The organism is Sporolactobacillus terrae (genome assembly GCF_019930545.1).
In the GTDB taxonomy this organism is placed as follows: domain Bacteria; phylum Bacillota; class Bacilli; order Bacillales; family Sporolactobacillaceae; genus Sporolactobacillus; species Sporolactobacillus terrae.
This window is the reverse complement of record NZ_CP082837.1, coordinates 82,153-98,580: the sequence shown is the minus strand read 5'-3', so window position 1 is coordinate 98,580 and position 16,428 is coordinate 82,153. Positions and strand designations below refer to the sequence as shown.

Sequence of the window (16,428 nt, the reverse complement as noted above, 5' to 3'; positions counted from 1 at the left end):
GACCGCTCCTTTATGGTTTTATAAATAGTTTCCGTGGAAAATCGGCAAATGGCTCACAGCCGTTTTCAGTAATGCGAATTGCTTCTGTACATTCGAAGCCAACATCATCCATCCATATCCCGGGCATGAGATGAAACGTCATATTGGGTTTGAGTAGGGTCTGATCCCCTGGCCGAAAACTTGCTGTATGTTCGCCCCAATCCGGCGGATAGTTTAAGCCGACCGAGTATCCAGCGCGAGATTCTTTCTCAAACCCATATTTATGGATGACCTTGCGCCAAACCTGTTCCACTTCTTCACCGGTCATCCCCGGCTTGATTGCTGCAAGCGTTGTATTGATGCCTTCAATGCAGGCGCTGGACAGATCAATCATCTTTTTTGAAGGCTGACCAAGATATACGGTGCGCGCCATTGGCGAATGATAATGCTTATAGGCACCGGCAATTTCAATAAGTACAGGGGTATTCGTTTCATAGCGTTCATCCGTCCAGGTCAGATGCGGTGTAGACGTATGTTCCCCAGACGGAAGCAAGGGAACGATTGCCGTATAGTCGCCGCCATATTCCTCTGTCCCGACAATCTGCTGATGGACAATGGCCGCAGCAACATCACATTGGCGCGCACCGACCGCAACCTGTTCAATCCCTTTTTGCATCGCTTTCTCTACAATCTTTGCTGCTTTCTTCATAAAAGAAATTTCTGCATCCGACTTAATGATGCGTACATAATTGACAAGATTTGTTGCATCCTTGAAGGCTGCATCAGGCAGTCCTTCTTTTAATTTGACATAGCTCTGTGCTGAGAAATAGTAGGCATCCATCTCCAAACCGATTGTACGTTTGGATTGACCGATCTCCTTCAAAATGCTGCATACAAAGTCCATTGGATGTCTTTCGGTAGTCTGAATATGATCTTCCGGATACGGAATCACATGATTTTCATCGAGCCACGTGGTTGCTTTAGCACCATTCGCATCTTGCGCTCGTCCGATCCAGAACGGCTGATCTTCATCAATCAACAGGACCAGCAATTGCGGTACGTAGAATGACCAGCCATCATACCCTGACAAATAGTTCATATTTGCCGGATTACTGACCAAGAGAACATCGATTTCCTTCGCTTGCATGCTCTGTTTCGTTTTCTTTAATCGTTCATTAAATTCGCTTAGCTCAAATGACAACATGGTTCTCCCTTCCATTCGTGTTAGATTTTTTAACGCTGGGCGTTTGATTTAATATCATCATCTTATCGAACTCGGTATTTTCCGACTATTATTAATAGTGTAAGAACATTCACCTCCGCTTTCTGTCACTTTATACGATGGACAGTGCGCGAACACTTCTATAAAATAGAAACATTAAAATAATTCAAATTATTAATGTCAGATTAACTGACAAATCAGTGAAACACTTTATTTTAAGGAGACGCGATCATGAACGATGAAATGCAAGCCCTTGTTAAACCGAAAATCACAGTCCACGACATTTGGAAAGCGCGAAAAACGATTACCCCCTACGTTCACAAAACACCGCTTGTTTACGCTCCTTCGCTGTCACAGAAGTCCGGCGCAAAGATCTATTTAAAATATGAACATCTGCATTTAAGCGGCGCGTTTAAATTAAGAGGCGCAATCAATGCGCTGTGTCATTTATCAGAAAAGCAAAAAGCCCAAGGCGTTACAACATTTTCTACCGGAAACCATGGCATTGCTGTTGCGATGGCTGCGCAGCAGCTGGGTATGAAAGCGACGATATGTGTCTCCAACCATGTGCCCAAATCCAAATCGGACTTCATCCAATCGCTCGGTGCGGAACTGAAGCTTACCGGTGCGTCTCAAGATGACGCAGAAGCAGCATGTTACCAGTTGGAGCGCGACAAAGGAATGACTATCATCCCGCCGTTTGATCATCCTGAGATCATTGCCGGTCAAGGAACGATCGGCCTGGAAATTCTCGAAGACCTCCCAGATGTGAGCTGCGTGATTGCCGGCCTTTCCGGCGGTGGCCTGCTGTCAGGAATCAGTCTTGTCATGAAGCAGACGAGCCCCAATATTCGAACGATCGGTTTATCCATGGAAAAGGGCGCTGCAATGTATGAAAGCCTCCACGCAAACCATCCGGTGACGGTCAATGAGTCGCCAACACTCGCAGATAGTCTTCTCGGCGGAATCGGTCAAGAAAATCATTATACGTTCCCGATCATTCAAAAAAACTTGGACGAGGCGCTGCTCATTCCCGAAGCGACCATCGCTAAGGGCATGGCCCATTTGTTTGCCCATCAGCACATCATCGTTGAAGGTGCCGCCGCGATCTCAACCGGCGCTGTCTTGGATCATTATCTGACGTTCAACCCAGGCGACCATGTTGTGCTCATCATTAGCGGCTGCAATGTCGATTTGAACGCCCATGCATCTGCCATCCGCCCCTATCTCGATCAGGTCTGAACCGCCCGCTGAATCGATTCACTGAATGAAAGGAGACAAATTTATGTACTATTCAGTTGATCAAGTCCTTGCCCAGCCCTTAATGGGAAAAGCTAAAGTCTTGTCAGGCATGCGTTTGCTAAAACAATGTCCCGTTGAATCCGTGTCAGTGATTGAGCAGCCCGTCGAAAAATTTGTCAAAAAAAATGAGTTGGTCCTAACCACAGGGATTGGTTTTGACCGCGCCCCGGAAACATTCGAAAGCTTCGTCCAAGAAATTTATGCATCGCATGCATCAGCACTCGCCGTTGCAACCGGACGACATATCAAAACAGTCCCCCATCAAGTGATTGCTTTTGCGCAAAACAAAGGCTTTCCACTCATTCAGCTGCCTTGGGAGATTCGGTTCTCCGATGTCATCAAAAATGTTTTAAGCGGCATTAACCATTGGGAAGAGTTTATGATGCACCAGTATAAAAAGCTGCAGCGAGAAATGATCAACACCTATCTAGAGGGAAAATCAATCCATGAAGCGCTTCTTGTCATGGAGCACTTCTCACAAGCACATATCTATATCTTGCAGCGAAGAAACGAAACAATTTTCTCTACTGCTCCTGAACGGCATCCTCATCACCCAAGCCTTCATATCAATCAATTAATCTTGGACAAACCATCCGTCATGAACACGACTTGGGGATCGCGCGCACAAATTTATCCCTTTGAAATTCTTAACCAAAGCAAGGCGGCATTGGTGATCGACTCGGATTCATCTCAACTGCCGATCATTCCGCCGTCCATTCTAGAACAAGCCATCATTGCTCTGCAATTATGGTTTAAAAAACAGCAATTGGCGATCCATCAAAGCAATACGGAAAAAGAACGATTGATCGCGACAATGATCAGTAAAGACTGGAAGAATGGACCCTCTTTTGTCGCTCGTGCTGAACGGCAAAAGTTCAGTCCTACCGAAAACTACTGTTGCATCGTTGGCAAACCCGAACAGAGTGGCCACAAACAAACGGCACAAGACACGAATGATTTGGCCGAGCTTGCCACAAAAACGGCCAAGGAGATCTGTGAATCTAGTCTCTGTGCTTTTCACTCAAAGTATCTCGTCATTTTTTTACGCGCATCAGGCGACAGCCAAGAAATAACCGAAGGCTTTCTTGAACGGTTTGAAGAAAAAAGAAATGGTTATCATTTCCCAATCTTTTCTTGGGGAATCAGTGATCGCCCGGCTAATATTCATGAACTATCAACAAGCTATAAAAACGCATGCATCGCACTTGAAACCGGACGAAGCCGGCACGGGATCGGCACGCGCAGTACTTTTACCGATACGTGTGAATTTCAAATTCTTTCACATCTGTCGAAGAATCATGCAGCAAAGGACATCGTTCAGAAAATCATCGGTCCACTCGTCGCTTATAATTCAGAGCGCGGATTAGATTTAATGCACACGCTGACCTACTATATTCATCACAATGGCAACGTCAGTCAAACCGCTCGCGCACTGTCGCTGCAGCGCCAATCGCTCATCTATCGACTGCAGAAGATTGAAGGATTAACCGGAAAATCACTCTCTAAATCGGACGATCTGTTTCTGCTGCAATTGTGCGTGAAATTATGGACGATGACGGTTTGATTGCTGCCCATAACAAAAAATCGCTAAAGGGAGCCCATGCTTCCCCTTAACGATTTTTTTAGTTTTCTTTAGTTTACACAAACATCAATTTTACTCAGTGCCTGGTCTAAATCATGAATTAAGTCGTCGGCATCCTCAATACCAACCGACAGCCGAACCTGCCCGTCATAGATACTGACGCGGTGGCGTTCCTCCGGCGTCATGTCGAAGTGACTCATGGAAGGTGAATGCTGAATCAAAGAGTCGACGTTTCCAAGGCTCGTCGCTAAGCTGAATACCTTTGTCGCATTCATCACTTTACGCACCGCATCAATCCCGCCTTTGATATCGGCACTCATCATGCCGCCGAATCCGCGCATTTGTTTTTTCGCCGTTTCATGGCTCGGATGAGACGGGAGTCCCGGATAGTAGACATGATCAATCATCGGATGTCCCTCCAGGAAGTTTGCAACCTTCATTGCATTCTCGCAATGGCGCTCCATGCGCACCCCCAGCGTCTTCATGCCTTGCATGATCTGCCATGCAGCAAACGGATCGAGCACCGCACCAAAGCATTGCAAATAAGGCATCCGCGCTTGATCAATCAATGCCTTGCTTCCCGCAATAACGCCGGCTGTGACCGTTCCATGCCCACACAGATATTTCGTGGCACTGTGTACAACCAAATCAGCACCCAAATCAAGCGGATTCTGGAGATACGGAGAAGCAAATGTGCTGTCAACAATTAATCGAATGCCCTCATGCTGATGGACAAGATCGGCAATTGCTTGGATGTCACTGATCTTCAGCGTTGGATTGGCCGGTGTCTCAACATAAACCAGCTTTGTGTTCGGTCGAATCGCAGCTGCAATTGCTTCTGGGTCGGTTGTATCAACAATCGTATAGTCAACATGAAAATCAGGAAGTACTTTTGTAAACAAAGCAAAGGTGCAACCATAGATCACATCACCAAAAATGATATGATCGCCACCCTTAATCACCGACATAACTGCCGTCGAAATCGCACCAAGCCCCGAAGCCAAACCTAGTGCAGCCTCCGCATGCTCGAGATAAGCAATTTTCCGTTCGAACTCATCCACCGTTGGATTACCGAAACGACTATACACAAACCCCTGATCAATATTCTGATTCAAGTGCACTGCCTCATCAAAGTCATGCAGCACAAACGTTGACGTTTGGTACAACGGACTGACATGCGACCCAAAAGCAACATCCCGACGCTGCTCCGCATGAAGAACATCTGTATTCAATTCCATATACCGGCACTCCTTAATTCGAAGCGAACGTAATCCCGCCTCTTCTATTATTTAACAAACAAAAAATTCTAACGATTTAACGGTTCCATCATACCGAATTTTTTCATGCGTTGTTACCTGCAATATGTATGAAAATCATCTGCGTCGACTCTTCACTTTGTATAGAACATCGAGCGAAATAATTGTATGTATCAACATAATTTTCTGATTATTTATGCTATAATCTAATTGTTTGAGATTTTAGTTAAAAAAGGAGCGGTTGTGCATGTATCGGGACGTTATGAATTTATCGGTGGTCACATTTAATGCGATCTGGGGAGATAAGGAGAAGAACTTGAATCGGATTAAAGGGTATATCGAGAGCGCCGCAAAACGCGGCAGCGACTTTATCGTCTTCCCAGAGATGGCCTTGACCGGCTATGATGATGAAGCAGATAAACCGCTTGAGGAAAAAATGCAATTTAAACTTTCTGAAACGATTCCCGGCGAGGCAACCGATGAAATCGAAAAGTTGACCCAACAATATGGGGTTTATGTTGTTTTCGGTATGCCGGAAAAAGATGCAGCAAACCCTGCCAATCTCTATAATTCCTTAGCTATTTTCTCTCCTGAAGGTTTGGTCGGCGCTTACCGAAAAATGCACCTTCCTGCTCCAGAGCCGAACTGGGCAAAACGCGGCGACAAACCGTTTATTCTTGATACGCCTTGGGGACCGGTTGGCTGCGCCATTTGCTATGACTCCTATTGTTTTCCCGAACTGATGCGCTACTATACTTCCAAAGGCTGCCGATTGTACATTAACAGCACAGCGCTCGCGAAATGCCATGGCAAGGCGCTCGGTACATCGACCTTGGAGGCAGCCGTTATTCGTGAAGGCATCTACATTGCCTCAGCCAATTTAGGCGGAACTGATCTTTACAATGAATTCTGGGGCGGCAGCAGCATTATCGGACCAAGCCGAAAGACTTGGGAACCCTACTATTTCGCCGGACACAAGTTCACCGATGAAATTGCCTGTGAATCGGAAATTTTCACTGCAACCATTGATCTCTCACTCGCAACCCGGTTCCTTTTCAAAGACAATCCATCCGTTCAAGGAACCGATTGGCGACCTGATAAATACATCGCCATGTACGAAGAATCCCTGCAAGATGCAAAGTTTGGGAAATAACTGAGAATAGGGAACTAGTGGCAAAAGTTAATCATTCATCAACTACAGCAATGGATCGTGCGAAAGTTGAGTAAATGCGTTAATTACTCCAAAAGCGTGTATAGTGAAGGTAAGAAAAAAGCAAAATAAAATCGCTAAACGATCATAACGCTGCATGAATGACAAGAAATAATCCACAACAGAGTCGAAAACTGGGTGGATTATTTTTTGTTTTAGTGAACGACACTATCCTTCATGCGTGCTTGATATAAAACCACGCGCGGATTAATTAGGTACTTTTATCCCATGTCCTTTTAATTATGTTTCCAAATTGTGAACAAGAGTGGATTAGATTGAAATAATTTACAAATAAATATTTCCATTAATTTTAATATTTAGTATCATTAGGGCGAAGGGAGGTTAAGTTCCCCCGTGCATTCTGATGAGGATGCACTTTTCCACGAACCATCTTGTTTGTCCACTATTTATTCCTTTCATAATAATCGGCAATTCACCGTTGCCGACCTCATAAATCCTCAAAGCCGCAACGCGCACCTTCTCAGATCGAGGGGCTTTAATCTAGATCTGATAACCTCGAAGACACCACGTCAGTCACAACGAAACGGCACTCTTTTCTGTGGAATTCAATAAATCACGTGATTTGCCATTTAGATGAATAGAGCAGCCGATCCGAGCACATCGACGGCTGCTCTATTTGCTTTCAATCGATTTAATTTCTCCGGCTCCGCTGCTAGTAGTCCAAGTGAAAATCACTCAAATCGTTCATTACTTCTTTAGTCCCCTTCTTTAGTCCGAGGTGCTTTTCCCCTCATGACTTCACGATCGAAACCTTGTTTGAGCGTACCGGGTGCATAGGTCCTTTGATTCATTCCCAATTCACTTGTCTTGCTGAAGCTGCTCCGATCACATCGAGGGCAGAGGAAAATACCATATGCGGGAGTGGATAGCCGAGACTGTTATGAGCGTGTGCAGCTTCAGTTCATCGTTACGTCGAAGAATCAGGTCCTGCTTCAAATCATCTGCGGTTTGAAGCCGAGGGATTGTGAAGGGAAATAAAAAAACACCTGCATCATTATGGTACAGGTCGATGTGCATGTGCATGACTCATTGATGATTATCTACCAAGCGCTTGGTTGAAAGCATCACGCTTTGTCTTTTAATCGGGTTTGGAACGACTTGCAACGTTGAAGCAATCCGATACAGCGCTTACATTTAACTTATTAGTTAAACACAATCCCACCGTCAATCAGAATTGATTGGCCGGTAATATAATCGGAATCACTTGAAGCTAGGAATGAAACGAAATTGGCAATATCCTCAGGTTTCTCAGGCCGCCCCAGTGCGATGCTCTCAATCGCTTTCTTAAATGCCTCACCCTTCTTGATGCCTTGGTAGTTCGTCATGACGTCATCAATGCGCTCCCACATCCCGGTGCCGACGATCCCTGGACAATAAGCGTTCACCTTAATGTTGAACTGAGCCAGTTCTTTCGCCGCTGCCTGCGTAAAGCCGCGTACGGCAAACTTGGTTGCTGAATAAAGCCCCATCATCGGGAAACTCTGATGGCCGGCAATACTGCAGGCATTGATAATTTTCCCGCCATTGTCCTGCTGCTTCATTTGTTCAGCAGCTGCCTGAATCCCGTACACTGTACCAAATACATTAACCTTGAACAGCAAATCCAGATTTTGTTCCTTCAACTCCAGCACCGGCCCCACATGCGCAACACCGGCATTATTAACAAAGACGTCCGTACTGCCGAATGTGTTTACCGCTTGATGAACAAGCGCTTTTTGATCCTCGGGCTTGGTGACATCGCCGACAAAATAAGCGACTTGGTAGCCTGCCTGCTCAAATTCTTTGACCGTCCCTTTTAATACCTCTTCATTTAAATCACCCAGAACAACGGCAAAACCGTCCTTTGCCAAACGTTCTGCAATACCTTTCCCAATGCCTTGTCCTGATCCTGTGACTACTGCTGTACCTTTTGACATATTCGCAAAACCTCCTGTATGGAACCGGGAGCACTATATCGCAAACGAGCGGTACGCTACCCCTGATAAATGATATTGTGCAGAAGAAAGAACAATACCAATTATTATTCTTTTTCCGCAAACCCAACAAATCTATTTTAGAATGCGCTTACATTTTTGTAAAAAGATATGCTTATTTTTTGTGATTAATGTCATTCACATGTCTTAATAATTATTTCTGGACAGATACCAGGATTTTCACAGAATAAGTCACTTCATTTTGACATAAAAAAATGACTGTGCTGATCCTGAATAAACTGCAGTCAAGCTCCAAGCGCTTCCTGAGTGTGTCACCTAAATCGAACGGTTCTGGATTTTCGCATTAACCTCGACAATTAAACTGTCGTTCATGAGGATTCAGCTTTTCTAATATTGTAATCATTTACCTGCCTAAGTCTATGGTAGTTCAAAATAATTGTGTACTTCCTCTTTATTTTTTGATCTCTATCAACAAATCATATAGTTTATTATAATCTGGAATGAATATACCTTTATAGCCCCCAGGTGGAGAGTTTCTTCCATGTCATGAAAACAGAAACTGTAACGAATCATCATTGCATGGCCGAATCAACTTTATAATCAATCTAGGGTCAAAGAAAAACTCGGTGGACAAAGGCCGATTGAATATCGGATTTCACCTACCGAGCAATAGCTTAAAATTTTGTTCAACTTTTTGGGGTCAACATTAAAGATAGAGTTTCCCTTCACCCTTTAAAATTTCTTATCTTAACGTTTCTAAGTCCAGTATCAATAACATTTTCCCCACGAATCAAGTCAACACCCGATGCACTTCCGCCAGTTCTTCATACATATGCGTAGTGAGATCGCGTATAACCGGAAAAGCAGGACGGATTTTTCGTGCGGCTTCAGGATCGATTTCTGCAAAGGTGAGGCTTTCGCCCGTGTAAGGTGCTTTGCAAAGAATCGGCGTTCCGGGAACTTTGCGTTCGGGATCACCAGCACTGACGACAAAACCACCACCCCAATAGGTTGTATTTCCTTCTTTTCCGACCAGATTCGTATAAATGAAGTTGATTGCGTTCTCGGCAGCTCTGGCTTTGACAATTGGTTCAAAAATATCCTTTTCAGGGGCCGGAGAACCGGAAATGCCGACAATAAAATCTGCTCCTTTTAGAGTCAATAGCCGTGCAAGTTCTGGGAACCAGATGTCGTAACAGATGAGCAGTCCGATTTTGCCAATGGCTGTTTGATAGATCGGCGCGTGTTCACCCGGCTTGAAAAATTTTCTGTCTGGAAATGCACCCGGACCGATTGTATCTGAGGCGTGCCCAGGCAAGGTGTTCTTACGCCATTTTCCAACAAACCCTTCGGGTCCAACGAGCGCAGCAGCGTTGTAAAGCACACCATCGATACTCTTCTCAGGCATGCCCCAAATGATATAGATACCTAATTCAGCAGCCAATTCACTAAAGTGTTGGGTTGCTGGACCTGGAATCAATTCTGCTTCATCGAAAAAATGATCGCCACAATTATATCCAGTTAAAACAAGTTCCGGAAAAACGACCAACTTGGCTCCTTCGCTTGCTGCCTCTTGTATCCACTTATCCATTTTTTCAGTATTAGCTTGTTTATCACACGTTTTTGGCGTGATCTGTCCAATTGCAACTTTGATCATCCAAATCCCCCACCCTTTCAACATGTTGTTCATCAAAATGGCTATAACAAAGTCTTCCGCCGCTTGTCCTTTAAACCGAGAAGAACCTCACCGCATCATAAATACTTTTTATCGATTTTAGCCACAAGTGAATAGTACGTATCTACCATGTTGCCAACACTCATTCTACCGATCTGAGACAGCGCTTGATGAGCATCATACTTGTCCCACCCAAAGTCCTCAGCCATCCATTCAATCAGTTCCATATAGGCAATACGAGCTGCATCTTCCATTGGACGCGCACTGCCGATCACCATCAATTCGTTTGCGCTCTCAATGCGGGGCCAATTAATCGATTTGCCTTTAATCAATTCAAACCGGCAAGTAACTTTCGCTGCAATTTCCAAAGCAAATCCACATAATTCACCGTCGCCCTGTCCTGCATGAACATCACCGGTGTAGAAATAAGCTCCGGGAACATTGACCGGTAAGTATACAATATTTCCTGGTTTAGTCTCAGGGGTATCCATGTTGCCACCATGTGTGAATGGCGTCAATGCTGATAACGCTTCAATTCTTGGGGCAGTTGCAATCGTTCCAATAAATGGACGCCACGGATAGCTCATTTTTTCATTGTAGGTAACCATCCCATCTGCGATCTTGTAAACATAGACCTTCTCCGGCATCGGCTCCGCCAGCATTGGCGTTGCACTTGTCGGTGTCAAACCACCTAAACCGGGTTTGTGCGCACTGACCGCATAATCGCGTGTTGCCTCGATATTGAGAAGATGTACCGCTAATGTATCGCCAGGTTCAGCACCCTCAATATATATCGGTCCGGTTTGTGGGTTAGGATCGCCTTCAAGAATTTGCGAAGGGCGATCCGTTGGTTTTGAAACGCGATCCTCAAATGCATCTTTCGTGTAAATCGCAACAGTTTCCCCAGGTTGTACGGTAACCACCGGATCTGCATATTTACTGAACACATAGCTGTAAGCGCCGGGTTGTCTGATTTCTTTCAATTTCATAGCCTCCTCAGAGTAATCATGAATAATCCTATAAACCCCATCAATGGCTCATCTTTGGTTCGTCCCATAAAGTTACTAAAACAGCATAAAAAAGCATTAATCAGTGAAAAGGGATAACTTTTGCGTGTGAATCAGCTCCTTATAATAATGTGGCAACCGCATCATGACCAGATCTTTACGCCGAACGACATTCGTTGGATAAACATTGTCCAAATTACCAGTATCAATCTCGGATTGGACGATGCCTGCTTCATCAACCATAATTACCTCCTGTCGCGGGAAATGGAACGTATCCGGTCCAAAAACCCCGCTCTTTCCCGAAAAACCCTGTGCCGGATCAAAATGATTTGCAAATGCGAAGTACGTGTTGTTCTCTCCGGCACGCGCGCGAAGAAGATGCCAATGACACGGATCGGCACCGGTAGGGATCGGGTAGTTCTGCCTTACCTTTGTTCCCGGATGTCCTATGGTCACAGTTCCGGCAAGCGCCGAGGGACACACAATCAGATCACAACCCATTAGTGCGAGGACACGTGCGGATTCAGGTATGACTGCATCATAGCCAATGAGCAGTCCAACACGGCCGATTGGCAGGTCCGCATAAACCCACTCGTCGCCAGCTGATGCCCACGTTCTATCTCGATGATTCAAATGAATTTTTCGATACTTGGCAACAAGCCCTTCTGGACCGGTTAATACAGCAGTATTAAAGAGTTTTACTCCCTCTCTTTCGATCAATCCTGCAACCAGATAGATTTGATATTTACGAGACAAGTACAGCAAAAAATCAGTTTGCGGACCTGGAACTTCCTCTCCCAAATCTGAATCGCTATAGAATCCGCTCATCGCAAATTCCGGAAAAACGAGCAATTCAGCACCTTTAGTTTTAGATGATCTAGTAAATTCCTCAATGGTCTGCTGTTTACTTCCAGTCACGTTAAATTGAGCAACCGCAACTGTTGAGCGCCTTCCAGGAGGCAGAGGATCATGACCATATAATCCGAAATAGTCCAAAGGATTCCATAAATACGGATCAGTCAGCAATGCGTGATACAGTTCCGGACGACGATCAGCAAAAATTGTTTCCTCATTGATCAGCTTTGTTTCCGATAACTGAACATCGACCATTCCATACGCAATCCCATCACCCGCATCGACTACGCTTTGAATATGTCCGTCGGGATTAATAACACAGCTTCCGCCACTGAATTGAACCGTACGTTCATCACCCCAGCGGTTGCTTTCCATTAAATAGCAGTGATTTTCAAACGCGCGAGTAATCCAATACGGCGCTGGGGTACGTTCTGCCAGCCAATTACTGATATGACAGATCACGTCAGCACCCTTTAACGCCACTAGACGAGCGGTTTCAATGAAATGGAGATCCATACAGATTAATAAGCCAATTTTCCCGTATTTCGTTTGAAATACTTGATGGCCTAGATTCCCTGAAGCCGCCCACTTTGGCTCTGAGATATAGAGATGTGTTTTTCGATGTTTGCCTACCACACCTTCCGGGCCAATCAAAACAGCCGTGTTGTAATACAAATTAGTCGCTGTATCGACCTCTGGCAGACCAATAACAATATAACAATCGTAGCGTTTTGCTAGTTCATAAAACGCTTGAGTCGTCGGTCCAGGAACGACCTCGACATAGGAGGCAACCTCTTTGCGATCATACCAGCAATATCCAGTGATCCCCATCTCCGGTGTTGTAATTATTTTTGCTCCATTTTCAGCCGCTTCCTCAACAAGAAGCATCAGTTTTTTTATATTTCGGTCTTTTTCAAATAGCGTTGGTTCAAACTGAATCGCCGCAACGTCCACAGACATTACCTTCACCTCTGCTTTTAAACGGTTAAATATGATTTCAACCGATCATAGTTATGCAGATCCTCACCGCCCACTTCACCAACGACCACGCCTTTATCCATGGCGTAACAACGTTCGGACAGCTCTTGAATCATGCCCATATGCTGTTCAACAAAAAGGATAGTAATCCCAAGCTCACGATTGATCTTACGGATCATTTCGGAGATTTGATGAATGATACTCGGCTGAATTCCTTCAGAAGGTTCGTCAAGGATCAGTAATTCTGGATAACCAGCCAAAGCACGGCCAATAGCGAGCGCCGCTTGTTCTCCACCGCTTAATGTGCCTGCTTTCTGCCTTTTGCGTTCCTTCAATTTTGGAAAATAGTCATAAATCGTCAGCAAATTCATACTTGGTTTCTTCTTATTAATTTGTGTTCCCATCATAAGATTTTCTTCAACAGTTAAGGTAGGGAAAACCCCATGGCCCTGAGGAACGTAGCCCATACCCTGTCGTGCACGGTCATTGGCTTTACTTCGCGTCACATCCTGTTCTTGAAATCGGATGCTTCCAGAATGAGCCGGCAAAAGGCCCATTACCGTTTTCACGAATGTGCTCTTCCCGACGCCATTTCTTCCAATAATCGAAACAATCTCTCCTTCATTGACTGTGATCGATACGCTGCGGACAATGTCTACTTTGCCATAACCCGAAAACACACGATCAGCTGTGAGTAGCATGCGCCTTCACCCTCCTTTCATGACTTACCAAGATAAATGTCAACCACCTGTTGATTAGTTTCAATTTCTTCAACTGTCCCCTCCGCAAACTTTCTTCCGAGATGAAGAACGGTTGTATTTCGTGCTAATTTCTTGACGAATGCCATGTCATGGTCAATGAACAAAATCGTAATCCCTTGCTGGTTTAACTGCCGAATCAGCTCTGCAGTCCGATCGGTTTCTTCCGGTCCCATTCCGGCAGCAGGCTCGTCAAGAAGAAGTAACTTGGGCTTGCATGCAAGTGCCATGCCGATCTCAAGCCACTGCTGCTGCCCATGAGACAAGTTATCAACCAACTCATCTTTCAAATCTCGGATCATCAGGAGCTCAAGAAGTCTCGATACCTCGCTTTTAACTTCTGCATGCCGTGTAAAATGCTGAACCGCGATTTTCATATTTTCATATACAGTCAATTCACCAAATACCCCAGGTGTCTGCATTTTAATGCTAATGCCTAACTTAACTCTGTCCCAGCTTTTGAGATGGGTCACATTACGCTGGTTGAAGAAAACACTTCCGTTCGTTGGCTTGTATATGCCCATAATCATTTTAAAAATGGTACTTTTTCCTGCACCGTTCGGACCAAGCAAGCAGTGCAGATCACCCGATTCAACCTTGATATTGATATCGTCAACAGCACGCAGTCCGCCAAAATATTTGCCAACATGCCTTAGTTCTAAAAGAACAGCTTCTTTACTCACAACGTTTTCACTCCTTTCTTTCGTAGAAGCGATTTCGAATGCTCTCTAAAGAAAAGCTGATCGCCAGCATGAAACAAGGAGGCTATCAAGCCTTTCGGAACAAAGAGGATTGCAACAATGAGCACAAGTCCAAGAATAATAAGCGCATACTCGCTACCACTCGCCGACAACGTTTGCGAGAACCAGTAGTATAAAACCGTAAATAGAAGCGCTGCTGTTACGTTCTTCCGTCCACCTGCTGCAACAAGTACAACCGGAATTGTTGCCGATGCCAATCCAAATGCTGACGGTGTAATGTAGTTGCCCCATAATACGTAGAAAATCCCGCTAAGTGAAGCAAGTGCGCCACCCATTGCAAAAACAAGTGATTGGATAAACGGGACATTGTAACCCAAGAGTTTCGTTCGTTCACGATTTTCCCGAATGGCCACTACCGCAATACCAAGCTTTGAGAACTCGAACCATTTCAAGAAAATAAATACGGCAAGAAGAATCAAGAGTACAAAATAGTAAAAACTGTTTCCGGTTAGAATGAACGATCCGATTTGAAGTGAGGGAATACTATTAATCCCGTTAAATCCACCTAAATTCACTTGGCCGATCATCCACTGGTCACCTGCAGTCTGTCCCATAAACGTCTCAAGAACAAGCGTCAAACAAAGCGTAATCAAGCCGACAAATACATCATTGACGCCACCGTAAAACATAAAATAACCAAGAATCCAGGCAATGACCCCGCCAATTAAAACGCCTAAAATGAGCCCTAGCGGCGTTAACGTAGTTATCCCGCTATTTAAAGTAAATACCGCATAGAAATAGCCACTGATCCCAAAAAACACTGCCTGACCGAAACTGAAAATACCACAATAACCCCAGATCAACGACAAACTCAAGGAAAGAAAAACCATCGAAAGAAAATAAGCAAGATTCATAACGCTATATGCATCGACAAGCACTGGATAAACAAAAAAGAACAAGAAAATCAAAACCGCTACTATATTTTCCGTGTTGAGTTTCACGAGCATCACCCCCTGCTCTTTCTTACGGACAATTTCTCAACCAATCCTGAAAAACCGAGCGGCATGATACGAATCACAAGGATGGCAACCACAAGCAAGCCAAGTCGTCCAAAGAAGGTTCCCCATGTTGCATCAAGTCCGGTACTCACAACACCGAGTACTCCGCCGGAAAGTGACGGACCAATTAATGGATTTGCCCCACCGACAATGACGGTAACAAAGCTTGGCATCAGGAATCCGCCGCCAAAAGTTGGCGACACCGCCATCGTTGGTGCATAAAGTGCGCCGGTCAATCCCGCGAGCGCCGCACCGATACTAAACGTGAAGGAATAGATCCGATTCGTGTTCACACCCATACTCCGAGCAATCTCTGCATTCTGCATCGCTGCACGCGAATGCAGGCCAAATGTTGTTTTTGTAAAAAGAAGATAAAGCAGAATCAGCAGTACAATCGCTGTAACAAATAACAAAATACGATACAATGAATAGTCGCTTCCGCCAATGGAAATGGATCCCAAAGGTGTCGATAAAGTTTCTAAAGACGGACCAAACAGTATCAAAATCCCCTGCTGCATTACGAGACTCACGCCCCAAGTAACCACAACTGAGTCCAACGTCCGCCCGTATAATCTGCTAATAATCAGTCGATCGACAATCAGTCCAAAGATACCGACTCCGACCACACTTAATAGAATCGACAGCAACAGCGGTATACCAGCCTTCGTGGCTAATGTCGCAATGTAGGCGCCGAGCATAATAAACTCTCCATGCGCAAGATTAATGATCTTCATCATTCCAAAGATCACCGCAAGTCCAATTGCCGATAAGATTAGGAATGCAAAATTATTCATAAATTGATAGAGAAGATCTTCCATAAAATCCTCCTAGAAACATGCTGCCCAAGAAAACTTGAGCAGCTTTTTAAAAGATCAGTCAAGACAACATCC

13 protein-coding genes are annotated in these 16,428 nt (G+C 44.8%); 3 read left to right on the top strand and 10 right to left on the bottom strand.

Translation table 11 applies throughout. The features are described 5' to 3' along the window. Positions 1-10 precede the first annotated feature (10 nt). The gene (locus K7399_RS00440) at positions 11-1,180 is read right to left on the bottom strand and encodes a M24 family metallopeptidase (RefSeq protein ID WP_028975779.1); all 1,170 of its coding nucleotides are present in this window, start codon (positions 1,178-1,180) and stop codon (positions 11-13) included. A 252-nt stretch (positions 1,181-1,432) separates the two neighbouring features. On the opposite strand from K7399_RS00440, the gene eutB reads away from it, so the two are divergent. Both eutB and K7399_RS00430 read left to right on the top strand, forming a co-directional pair. Continuing rightward, positions 1,433-2,443: a hydroxyectoine utilization dehydratase EutB gene (gene eutB, locus K7399_RS00435; protein WP_128166202.1), complete on the top strand. Its 1,011-nt coding sequence runs from the start codon at positions 1,433-1,435 to the stop codon at positions 2,441-2,443. 43 nt (positions 2,444-2,486) lie between these two features. After that, a complete protein-coding gene (locus tag K7399_RS00430; protein ID WP_164875467.1) occupies positions 2,487-4,067 on the top strand; it encodes a PucR family transcriptional regulator in 1,581 nt (526 codons plus the stop codon). Between the two features lie 68 nt (positions 4,068-4,135). On the opposite strand, the gene K7399_RS00425 is transcribed toward K7399_RS00430, so the two are convergent. Beyond that, entirely contained in the window at positions 4,136-5,323 is a 1,188-nt protein-coding gene (locus K7399_RS00425; RefSeq protein WP_051577751.1) for a trans-sulfuration enzyme family protein, read from the bottom strand. A gap of 265 nt (positions 5,324-5,588) precedes the next feature. Here K7399_RS00425 and K7399_RS00420 point away from each other — a divergent pair, with 265 nt between their 5' ends. Further along, positions 5,589-6,494: a carbon-nitrogen hydrolase family protein gene (locus K7399_RS00420; RefSeq protein WP_128166198.1), complete on the top strand. Its 906-nt coding sequence runs from the start codon at positions 5,589-5,591 to the stop codon at positions 6,492-6,494. 1,220 nt (positions 6,495-7,714) lie between these two features. Here the strand turns inward: K7399_RS00420 and K7399_RS00415 are convergent. The 8 genes from K7399_RS00415 to K7399_RS00380 all read right to left on the bottom strand — a co-directional run bounded on the left by K7399_RS00415 (position 7,715) and on the right by K7399_RS00380 (position 16,356). Further along, positions 7,715-8,488 (bottom strand): acetoin reductase, encoded by a 774-nt coding sequence (locus tag K7399_RS00415; RefSeq protein ID WP_028975773.1) that lies wholly within the window; start codon positions 8,486-8,488, stop codon positions 7,715-7,717. A gap of 808 nt (positions 8,489-9,296) precedes the next feature. Next, positions 9,297-10,163 (bottom strand): carbon-nitrogen hydrolase family protein, encoded by an 867-nt coding sequence (locus K7399_RS00410; protein WP_164875466.1) that lies wholly within the window; start codon positions 10,161-10,163, stop codon positions 9,297-9,299. A gap of 95 nt (positions 10,164-10,258) precedes the next feature. Then, a complete protein-coding gene (locus K7399_RS00405; RefSeq protein WP_197737493.1) occupies positions 10,259-11,164 on the bottom strand; it encodes an acetamidase/formamidase family protein in 906 nt (301 codons plus the stop codon). A gap of 102 nt (positions 11,165-11,266) precedes the next feature. Beyond that, positions 11,267-13,003 (bottom strand): nitrilase-related carbon-nitrogen hydrolase, encoded by a 1,737-nt coding sequence (locus K7399_RS00400; RefSeq protein ID WP_128166194.1) that lies wholly within the window; start codon positions 13,001-13,003, stop codon positions 11,267-11,269. A 17-nt stretch (positions 13,004-13,020) separates the two neighbouring features. Beyond that, positions 13,021-13,722, bottom strand: coding sequence for an ABC transporter ATP-binding protein (locus K7399_RS00395; RefSeq protein WP_128166192.1), 702 nt, complete (start codon positions 13,720-13,722; stop codon positions 13,021-13,023). A 17-nt stretch (positions 13,723-13,739) separates the two neighbouring features. Then, positions 13,740-14,462: an ABC transporter ATP-binding protein gene (locus K7399_RS00390; RefSeq protein ID WP_028975768.1), complete on the bottom strand. Its 723-nt coding sequence runs from the start codon at positions 14,460-14,462 to the stop codon at positions 13,740-13,742. Continuing rightward, positions 14,459-15,487, bottom strand: coding sequence for an ABC transporter permease subunit (locus tag K7399_RS00385; RefSeq protein ID WP_128166190.1), 1,029 nt, complete (start codon positions 15,485-15,487; stop codon positions 14,459-14,461). Before K7399_RS00385 ends, K7399_RS00390 begins: the two co-directional genes overlap by 4 nt. Continuing rightward, a complete protein-coding gene (locus K7399_RS00380; protein WP_028975766.1) occupies positions 15,487-16,356 on the bottom strand; it encodes an ABC transporter permease subunit in 870 nt (289 codons plus the stop codon). Before K7399_RS00380 ends, K7399_RS00385 begins: the two co-directional genes overlap by 1 nt. Between the last annotated feature and the right edge of the window lie 72 nt (positions 16,357-16,428).

What these genes read in the sequence shown, in the direction of transcription:
- eutB (WP_128166202.1), top strand. Translation starts at nt 1,433, where the DNA reads ATGAACGATGAAATGCAAGCCCTTGTTAAACCGAAAATCACAGTCCAC.
- K7399_RS00430 (WP_164875467.1), top strand. Translation starts at nt 2,487, where the DNA reads ATGTACTATTCAGTTGATCAAGTCCTTGCCCAGCCCTTAATGGGAAAA.
- K7399_RS00425 (WP_051577751.1), bottom strand. Translation starts at nt 5,323, where the DNA reads ATGGAATTGAATACAGATGTTCTTCATGCGGAGCAGCGTCGGGATGTT.
- K7399_RS00420 (WP_128166198.1), top strand. Translation starts at nt 5,589, where the DNA reads ATGTATCGGGACGTTATGAATTTATCGGTGGTCACATTTAATGCGATC.
- K7399_RS00415 (WP_028975773.1), bottom strand. Translation starts at nt 8,488, where the DNA reads ATGTCAAAAGGTACAGCAGTAGTCACAGGATCAGGACAAGGCATTGGG.
- K7399_RS00410 (WP_164875466.1), bottom strand. Translation starts at nt 10,163, where the DNA reads ATGATCAAAGTTGCAATTGGACAGATCACGCCAAAAACGTGTGATAAA.
- K7399_RS00400 (WP_128166194.1), bottom strand. Translation starts at nt 13,003, where the DNA reads ATGTCTGTGGACGTTGCGGCGATTCAGTTTGAACCAACGCTATTTGAA.
- K7399_RS00395 (WP_128166192.1), bottom strand. Translation starts at nt 13,722, where the DNA reads ATGCTACTCACAGCTGATCGTGTGTTTTCGGGTTATGGCAAAGTAGAC.
- K7399_RS00385 (WP_128166190.1), bottom strand. Translation starts at nt 15,487, where the DNA reads ATGCTCGTGAAACTCAACACGGAAAATATAGTAGCGGTTTTGATTTTC.
- K7399_RS00380 (WP_028975766.1), bottom strand. Translation starts at nt 16,356, where the DNA reads ATGGAAGATCTTCTCTATCAATTTATGAATAATTTTGCATTCCTAATC.